The organism is Stenotrophomonas sp. P5_B8 (assembly GCF_054049855.1).
The window spans coordinates 1-7,009 of record NZ_JBFULO010000193.1 but is presented as its reverse complement, the minus strand read 5'-3'; the positions used below and the strand labels follow the sequence as shown (position 1 = coordinate 7,009).

The 7,009-nt window shown below is 64.7% G+C and carries 6 protein-coding genes; 1 reads left to right on the top strand and 5 read right to left on the bottom strand.

The window, feature by feature from the left end; translation table 11 throughout:
• Positions 1-2,091: preprotein translocase subunit SecA (gene secA, locus ACXJKH_RS11820; protein WP_457319580.1), on the bottom strand; the 2,091-nt coding region annotated here is incomplete at its 3' end.
• 168 nt (positions 2,092-2,259) lie between these two features.
• Positions 2,260-3,210 carry a M23 family metallopeptidase gene (locus ACXJKH_RS11815; protein WP_038690496.1) on the bottom strand — a complete coding sequence of 317 codons (951 nt, stop codon included), beginning with the start codon at positions 3,208-3,210 and terminating at the stop codon, positions 2,260-2,262.
• Between the two features lie 12 nt (positions 3,211-3,222).
• On the opposite strand from ACXJKH_RS11815, the gene ACXJKH_RS11810 reads away from it, so the two are divergent.
• Entirely contained in the window at positions 3,223-3,663 is a 441-nt protein-coding gene (locus ACXJKH_RS11810) for a DciA family protein (RefSeq protein ID WP_457319579.1), read from the top strand.
• Positions 3,664-3,940: 277 nt separating this feature from the next.
• Here the strand turns inward: ACXJKH_RS11810 and lpxC are convergent, their stop codons facing one another.
• The 3 genes from lpxC to ACXJKH_RS11795 all read right to left on the bottom strand — a co-directional run.
• The gene (gene lpxC / locus ACXJKH_RS11805; protein ID WP_256774915.1) at positions 3,941-4,852 is read right to left on the bottom strand and encodes a UDP-3-O-acyl-N-acetylglucosamine deacetylase; all 912 of its coding nucleotides are present in this window, start codon (positions 4,850-4,852) and stop codon (positions 3,941-3,943) included.
• Between the two features lie 211 nt (positions 4,853-5,063).
• A complete protein-coding gene (gene ftsZ, locus ACXJKH_RS11800) occupies positions 5,064-6,296 on the bottom strand; it encodes a cell division protein FtsZ (RefSeq protein WP_256774914.1) in 1,233 nt (410 codons plus the stop codon).
• A gap of 283 nt (positions 6,297-6,579) precedes the next feature.
• Positions 6,580-7,009: cell division FtsA domain-containing protein (locus ACXJKH_RS11795; RefSeq protein WP_457319578.1), on the bottom strand; the 430-nt coding region annotated here is incomplete at its 5' end.

Genomic DNA, 7,009 nt, shown 5'->3' with positions numbered 1-7,009 from the left:
CTGCTCGTCGATCGAGTTCGGCGGCACGAAGCGCGCCACGATGTCGTAGATCACATCGCCACGGATACCGTCGACGTTTTCCTTCACCGACTCCGCATCGAGCAGTTCATCGCGCTGGGCATAGATCACCTTGCGCTGGTCGTTGTTGACGTCGTCGAAGTCCAGCAGGTTCTTGCGGATGTCGAAGTTGTGCGCTTCCACCTTGCGCTGCGCCTTCTCGATCTGGCGGCTGACCAGGCGGTCCTCGATGACGTCGTCTTCCTTCATGCCCATCATGCGCATCGCCTTCTGGACCCAGTCCGAGGCGAAGATGCGCATCAGGTTGTCTTCCAGCGACAGGTAGAAGCGGGACGAACCCGGATCGCCCTGACGGCCGGAACGGCCACGCAGCTGGTTGTCGATACGACGCGATTCGTGGCGCTCGGTGCCCACGATGTGCAGGCCGCCGGCGGCCTTGACCACTTCATGGCGGGCCTGCCACTCGGCCTTGACCTGGGCGCGCTGCGCGTCGCTGGCGTCTTCGCCCAGCTCGTGCAGCTGCGCTTCCAGCGAACCGCCCAGCACGATGTCGGTACCGCGACCGGCCATGTTGGTGGCGATGGTCACAGCACCGGGCATGCCGGCGTTGGCGATGATGGTTGCTTCGCGATCATGCTGCTTGGCGTTGAGCACCTCGTGGTGCACACCGGCCTTGCGCAGGTGCTCGGACAGCATTTCCGAGGTTTCGATCGAGGTGGTGCCCACCAGCACCGGCTGGCCGCGCTCGTTGCAGGCCTGGATGTCGGCCAGCACCGCGTTGAACTTGCCGTTGCGGTTGAGGAACACCTGGTCCGAACCGTCCTTGCGGATGGTCGGGCGGTTGGTCGGGATGACCACCACTTCCAGGTTGTAGATGCTCTGGAATTCGTAGGCTTCGGTATCGGCCGTACCGGTCATGCCGGACAGCTTCTTGTACATGCGGAACAGGTTCTGGAAGGTGATGCTGGCCAGCGTCTGGTTCTCGCGCTGGACCGGCACGCCTTCCTTCGCTTCCACCGCCTGGTGCAGGCCATCGGACCAGCGACGGCCGGCCAGGGTACGGCCGGTGAACTCATCGACGATCACCACTTCGCCATCGCGCACGATGTAATCGACGTCGCGCTGGTAGATGGCATGCGCGCGCAGGGCGGCATTGAGGTGGTGCACCACGGTCAGGTTCTGCGCGGCGTACAGGCCTTCGGTCTCGGCGTTGAGGATGCCCGCCTCGACCAGCAGCGCTTCGGCGTGCTCCATGCCCGCTTCGGACAGGTGGACCTGCTTGCCCTTTTCATCGACCCAGAAATCGCCCTCGCCTTCCTCGGCTTCCTGTTTGATCAGGTGCGGGACGACGCGGTTGACGCGGATATACAGCTCCGGGGAATCATCGGCCGGGCCGGAGATGATCAGCGGGGTGCGCGCTTCGTCGATCAGGATCGAGTCGACCTCATCGACGATGGCGTAGTGCAGGCCGCGCTGGTAGCGGTCGGCGCGCGACAGCGCCATGTTGTCGCGCAGGTAGTCGAAGCCGAATTCGTTGTTGGTGCCGTAGGTGATGTCGCTGGCATAGGCCTCGCGCTTGTCGCCGTGCGGCATGCCCGGGTACACCACGCCCACGCTCAGGCCAAGCCAGTTGTACAGCTTGCCCATCTGCGCCGAGTCACGGCGTGCCAGGTAGTCGTTGACGGTGACGACGTGGACGCCCTTGCCTTCCAGCGCGTTGAGGTACACCGGCAGCGTGGCGACCAGGGTCTTGCCTTCACCGGTGCGCATTTCGGCGATCTTGCCCAGGTGCAGGACCATGCCGCCGATCAGCTGGACGTCATAGTGGCGCATGCCGAGCACGCGGCGGCTGGCTTCACGGCAGACCGCGAACGCTTCCGGGAGCACCTTGTCCAGGGCTTCACCGTCAGCGATGCGCTGCTTGAACTCCGGGGTCTTGGCCTTGAGCTGCTCGTCGGAGAGCGTTTCGATTTCCGGCTCCAACGCATTGACCTTGGCGACGATGCGGTTGAGCTGGCGCAGCTGTCGTTCATTACGACTGCCGAAGACGCGGGTAAGCAGGCTGTTGATCATTGAAGGAACCGGTTGGAATGAGACGCCCCAACGGCGACGCTCCCCCGGGGGAATCGTCCGCCGCAAACGAAACAGGGCGCACTGCGCCCTGTCTATGGCAACACCCATTGTAGCTTGGGTCGGGGGCCTGGCGTTTCAAGCACCCCCTTCCGAAGCGAAAATCCGCGATCAGCCGCGCGAAACGCGCCCGACCGGGGTATTGCCGCCGTCACCGAGGAACTTGCGCGGGTTGACCACCTGGCCCCGCTCCCACACCTCGAAGTGCACGTGGGCACCGGTGGAACGGCCCGTGGAACCGGCCTTGGCCACTTCCTGACCGGCCCGGACCAGGTCGCCCGGCTTCACCACCAGGCGCGAGTTGTGCGCGTAGCGGGTCACATAGCCGTTGCCGTGGTCCACGTCGACCACGTTGCCGTAGCCGCCCTTCACGCCGGCGAAGCTGACCACGCCGTCGGCCACCGACATCACCGGGTCACCGACCTTGGCGTGGAAATCCATGCCCTTGTGGGTGGCCGCACCGCGACCGAACGGATCGCTGCGGGTGCCGAAGTTGGAGGTGATGTAGGTGTTGCGGATCGGCATGCGGCCGGGCACCGCGTTCTGCTCGAGCTGGTGGTCGAACATCAGCGATTCCATCACCGACAGCTGGCGGCCTGAAGCAGCGAAGCGCTGCTCCAGCACCTGTAAGTCGGCGTTGACCGCGCTGACCGGGATGTCCTGGGTGGGGCCGGGCTCGCCTTCACCGAGGCCGGGGGTCTCGTTGAAGTCGAATTCGCCGTCCTCCAGCTTGCCCATCTGGGTGAGCCGTTCGCCCAGGGCGTTGAGACGGGTGGCCTGCGCCTGCAGTTCACCCATCCGCGCTGCCAGCGCGTTGACCTGGGTCTGGGCGTCTTTCTGGGCCTGCGCCAGCTCGCGTTCCTGCTGGGCGACCTTGGCGTGGAGCCGGGAATCGTTGAACATGCTGCCACCGATACCGGCACCGAAGCCGATCAGGCAGCCTACCCCCAGCACACTGCCCAGCAGGGCCCGGGGTGAATCCTCGAAGTAGAAACGCAAACGCGCCAGCGGCGTCTTGGCCTTTCCTTCACGCGTTTTGATTACGATCTTTTTGAATGCCATCAGTGAGTTTTCATGTCTGAGCCGAAATCCAGTGCCCRTTCCCCATCAACGCCGAAGCCGGCGCTGGATGCGGTGATGGCGGATAAAGCCGGTAACCCGCTGCGCCGCGCCTTGTGGCTCGACGCGCTGGACCGTCAGTTACGCCCCCATTTACCGCCTGCACTGGCCACCCGTTGCCGGCTGGCGAATGTAAACGGCGAGCACCTCGTTTTTCTCGTCGACTCCCCCGTGTGGCACGCCAGGTTGCGGCTTGCCGAAGCACAGTTGATCGACGCGGCCCGGTCCATCGGGCTGAAGGTCACCAAGGTGACCGTCAAAACTGCGCCTGCCCCTCCTCCCCGCTCCCCAGCGGTTGACAACCGGAATGGCCCCCACGCAGTTTCAGCCGCCACGCACAAAGGGCTACGCGACGCGTTGGCTTGCCTGAAGGACATGGACCTCTCCAAATCCTGAAGGCATCGGGGCATCCGGCCCCTTCCCCGACGCGTCACGAACATGTGAACTTGTCAGGGAACCGGCCTGCATCGTAGCCGCGGAACGTCGCCCAGTCGTTAGTCTTTTATTAAATTTGCGTTAAATTCAGCAAGAACCTCGATCAGGTTCACAAATCCGTGACCCACGTCGGCCAATGGTTCATCGACGTCAAGAAACCAGCGGGTTCGACCCGGAAACGCGAAACGGCGCCTTGGGCGCCGTTTGTTTTTCAATAGATTCAATGGATTGCGGAAGATCAGGCGTAGGCCGGGACACTGTAAACGACCGGGGCCGTGGCCGCCGCCGCGTCATAGCTGACCCACTCCCAGGCGCTGGCATCRGCCATCAGGGCCCGCACCAGCTTGTTGTTGAGCGCATGGCCGGATTTGAAGCCTTCGTAGGCACCCAGCACTTGGCCACCGGCCAGGTACAGGTCGCCGATCGCGTCGAGGATCTTGTGGCGCACGAACTCGTCGGCGTAGCGCAGGCCGTCGTCGTTGAGCACACGGAATTCGTCGAGCACGATGGCGTTGTCCATCGACCCGCCCAGACCCAGGTTGCGCTCGCGCATGTACTCCAGGTCGCGCATGAAGCCGAAGGTGCGAGCGCGGGAGATTTCCTTGGTGTAGGCGGCCGTGGAGAACTCGATCTCGGCGCGGGACTGCTTGGCCGGGATCATCGGATGATCGAACTGGATGGTGAAACCGAGCTTGTAGCCCTCGTAGGGCTCGAAGCGGGCGACCTTGTCGCCTTCGGTCACTTCCACGGTCTTGAGAATGCGGATGAAGCGCTTGGGTGCGTCCTGCTCGGCGATGCCTGCCGACTGCAGCAGGAACACGAACGGACCGGAAGAGCCGTCCATGATCGGAAGCTCGGCCGAGGACAATTCCACGATGATGTTGTCCACGCCCAGGCCGGCCAGGGCCGACATCAGGTGTTCGACGGTCTGGATCTTGGCGTCGTGGTAGGTCAGCCCGGTGCACAGGGTGACTTCGGTGACCAGGTCCGCGCGCGCGGGCACTTCCACCACCGGTTCCAGATCGACCCGCCGGAACACGATGCCATGGTTGACCGGTGCCGGGCGCAGGGTCATGTAGACCTTGTCACCGCTGTGCAGGCCAACGCCGGTGGCGCGGATCGTGTTCTTGAGGGTTCGTTGCGGAATCATGGGGAGCAGGACCGGGAAAGCGCGCGGTCAGCGCGACGGTGACAAACAAGAATAACACGCACTACCGCTCCCCCTTTCTGAACCGAAAGACGGGCAGCGCCGCACACACGTGCCGAGGCACGAAGGCGGCAGACTGCCGGGCCGATCCTGGCCCGGCAGCAAGGGACATGGAGGCGTCAACCGGGGAGGACAAGACCCCGGCATGCACGCGTCAGTCCGCCTGGCGGCGCAGGAACGCCGGGATGTCCAGGTAATCGTTGGGCAGTTCAGCAGCCGCGGGGCCCGAGGACGACGGCGCCGACGGAGCCACGGTGTCCGCGCTGGGACGACGCAGGCCCATCCCCATGCCCATGCCGCCGACGGCCTTGGACACGGCATCGCCGCCGGTGTCGAACTCGCCGAACTCCGGCTGGCCGGTGGTGGCGTTGCGGACCAGCTTGATCGGCGCGCGCTCGCCCGGACGCTGGGTCTTGGCAGCCACGGCACGGTTCAGGCCGGTGGCGACCACGGTCACGCGGACTTCGTCCTGCATATCCGGATCCAGCACGGTACCGACCACCACGGTGGCGTCTTCGGAAGCGAAGCCATCGATGGTGCGGCCGATCTCGTCGAACTCGGCCATGGTGAAGTCGGCGCCGGCGGTGATGTTGACCAGGATGCCGTTGGCACCGGCCAGGTTCACATCGTCCAGCAGCGGGTTCTGGATGGCGGCTTCGGCGGCGGCCTGGGCGCGGTCATCGCCACGGGCGGTGCCGGTGCCCATCATCGCCAGGCCCATTTCGGACATGACGGTGCGCACGTCGGCGAAGTCGACGTTGATCAGGCCCGGACGCACGATCAGGTCGGCGATGCCCTGCACGGCGCCCTGGAGGACGTCGTTGGCGGCACGGAAGGCCTGGATCATGGTGGCGTTGCGGCCCAGCACGGTGATCAGCTTTTCGTTGGGGATGGTGATCAGCGAATCGCAATGCTGGCTCAGTTCCTCGATGCCCTTCAGCGCGACCTGCATGCGGCGACGGCCTTCGAACGGGAACGGCTTGGTGACCACGGCGACGGTCAGGATGCCCATCTCCTTGGCCAGCTGTGCAACCACCGGCGCGGCGCCGGTGCCGGTGCCGCCGCCCATGCCGGCGGTGATGAACACCATGTCCGCACCCTGCAGGGCATCCATGATGCGCTCGCGGTCTTCCAGCGCGGCCTGGCGGCCCACTTCCGGATTCGCGCCGGCGCCCAGGCCCTTGGTGACGTTGGTACCCAGCTGCAGCTGCAGCTTGGCACCGCAATTCTTGATGGCCTGCGAGTCGGTGTTGGCGGTGATGAATTCCACGCCGTCCACACTGGTGCTGACCATGTGCGCCACGGCGTTGCCGCCGCCGCCGCCCACGCCGATCACCTTGATCACCGCATTGGGTGCCATCTTTTCAATCAGTTCGAAATGCGCCATGTCCGTGTCCTCTTGATGCCGTTTACGCGGGACGGGGGCGTTGGAGATTCCTTCTCCTGTCCTCCCCCACCGTCGTGCCGGCGAGTTGTAGTTGGTTTGCCCTGGCCGGTTCGCACCGGTTGCGGCCGTGTTGCCTGCTTCAATGAACGGCCGGGGGGCCGCGGTGTTGCCTGTGTTCCAGTTACTTCGCACTGCGTGGTGTTGCCGGTGTTGCGTGGACTGCGTGGAATTTTCGGGAAATGCTTATCGCGTGTTGCATGTGTACTGCGTGTCAGTACCGCGCTCAGAATTCGCCGCGGAACCAGGTCTTGAGTTTCTTGAACATGCTGCCGGCGCGCCCGGTGGGCAGCGACGGACGGCGCGGGTGTTCGATCTGGCTGCCCATCAGCAGCAGGCCTACGCCGGTGGCGTGGACCGGATTGCCGACCACTTCGCCCAGCCCGGTAACGTGCTGCGGGATGCCAACGCGTACCGGCATCTGCAGCATTTCCTCGGCCAGTTCGACCACGCCTTCCATCTTCGAGGCACCCCCGGTGAGCACCATGCCGGCACGCACCAGTTCCTCGAAACCGGAACGGCGCAGTTCGGCCTGCACCATCTCGAAAATTTCCTCGTAACGGCCCTGCACCGCCTGGGCCAGTGCGTGGCGCGGCATCCGGCGCGGCGGACGATCGCCGACGCTGGGCACCTGGATGCTCTCCTCGGCGGTGGCC

Bases quoted from the DNA above. Each gene is read 5' to 3' on its own strand.
- ACXJKH_RS11815 (WP_038690496.1), bottom strand. From the start codon at position 3,210: ATGGCATTCAAAAAGATCGTAATCAAAACGCGTGAAGGAAAGGCCAAG.
- ftsZ (WP_256774914.1), bottom strand. From the start codon at position 6,296: ATGGCGCATTTCGAACTGATTGAAAAGATGGCACCCAATGCGGTGATC.